General features: G+C 43.4%; 1 protein-coding gene. It reads right to left on the reverse strand.

Features of this window, described 5'->3' with window-relative positions; genetic code table 11:
* Nucleotides 1-162: 162 nt before the first annotated feature.
* Nucleotides 163-1,446: an IS4 family transposase gene (locus tag ACK8P7_RS10900; protein ID WP_410044222.1), complete on the reverse strand. Its 1,284-nt coding sequence runs from the start codon at nt 1,444-1,446 to the stop codon at nt 163-165.
* Between the last annotated feature and the right edge of the window lie 180 nt (nt 1,447-1,626).

The raw sequence follows: 1,626 nt of genomic DNA on the forward strand, positions 1-1,626 counted from the left end.
CCCCAATGTCGTCAACCCAACGTCAACTTAAGATTGGTTGCTAGAAGGATGATATCACAAAGGCGACGGAAAATTTGAATACCAGCGAAAAATCTTTAAAGAAGGCGCACTTTAACAGAGCTTCGTTAAAAGCCCCTTCAACAGTATTGATTTTGAACAGAATTAAAACGCTACCTTTTTGTTGTTGGAATGCTTTCGGCACACCAGCTTGAGTTTTTTCCTCGGATAGGATCTGTCTGGCACTACCTTCCCTTTGGTTCGGAGCGATTCTGTGTATAATTGATCGATACAGGCCATTTCAAGAATGGTGCATAGGATTTTTGGAAGTAATCCTTTGAAACAGCCGATGATAAATGACCTGTTCGATTGATAGTGGTGCTTATTTGCGCTTTCTGCAGGGACTTGCAGATTATTGTCAGCCTCGTTTTTGATAAGCGATGCAAGATTTGAAAGAAGAAGGTTGATATAGAATTCCTGCATGATCGAGATGGCACTGGTTCCTGAGAATTCTTCAAGGCATAGGCGGGTTTTGAGTTCTCTGTACTTCACTTCGATCGGCCATCGATAGAAATAAAGTTCACTGAACATCGACGGAGTGATGCCTGAATCAAAGATGTTTGTAGCGAGATATTCCTTGGTGCCATTTGGGAGGTCGACCTCGATGACGCGTATCTTTACATCTTCCGTCCCAAGTTTTGGGTTGCCCGGCAGGATGGACATGGTATCGCCCTTGCAGTTTTTGACTATCTTTACATTGCTTTTCAGGCGCATGAGGCAAAGATGATTTCGCTCAGAAAAGAAGCGAAACATACCTTCAGAGTAATAGCCTCGATCAAAGATGACGATGCTGTTATCGGAGAAGATATCAAGTGCTTCCAGAGTTGCGATGTGCTCCTTCGCTGCCGTTCGCTCAGAGGCTAAATACGGGCTGAGAGAAGCATGGACGATGTAATCGTCCAAAACATCATAGATGATCGATGCCAGTCCTGAGGTAAATCGTCGCTCTGGATTTGGATAAGTAAACATCTCACCAAAGAATTCGAAATTGGATTTTGAGTTCGGCAGTTCGAGTTTGGATCCATCGACAGCCAGCAGATGATATCCGTTCCATGTTCGCCTTTGAGGCAGCTGCTTGTAAAACAGATCTACGGAGATGTTAAAAAGCGAGAGAAATAAATCCGGATGAATAGACTGCCGGGCTTTGGACAGTGCCTGCTTGGAAACATCAGGAAATTCAATCTTATTCAGCTCCGTTCGGATTCTGAAAAGGTTCTGATACATGGACGCTTTCGAGGTGAAGAGCAGGTACATGATTACATGAAAAATCGATAGTTTCCGTTTACGGACGAAGCGATTTTTTTCGCGATAAGCATCGAGGTTATCCTGATTTGTGATATAATCATGGATGGATTGAATAATGTTTTTGCAGATGTTGATTCGATTCATAAGACTGACCTCCTTGAAGTGCGGTTAAGGGTTCGCGCCGTTGCGAACATCCCCTTGACTGACAAGGTCGCGAAGCGACCTCACTTTTGGGAGGTTTTGTCAAGTCTTTTGATAAATTTATTTGTAAAAAAAGACCTACGCTTTCGCGTGAGTCTAAATGTTAAGTTGACGACATTGGGG

This window comes from Oribacterium sp. P9, from assembly GCF_046365365.1.
Taxonomy (GTDB): domain Bacteria; phylum Bacillota; class Clostridia; order Lachnospirales; family Lachnospiraceae; genus Oribacterium.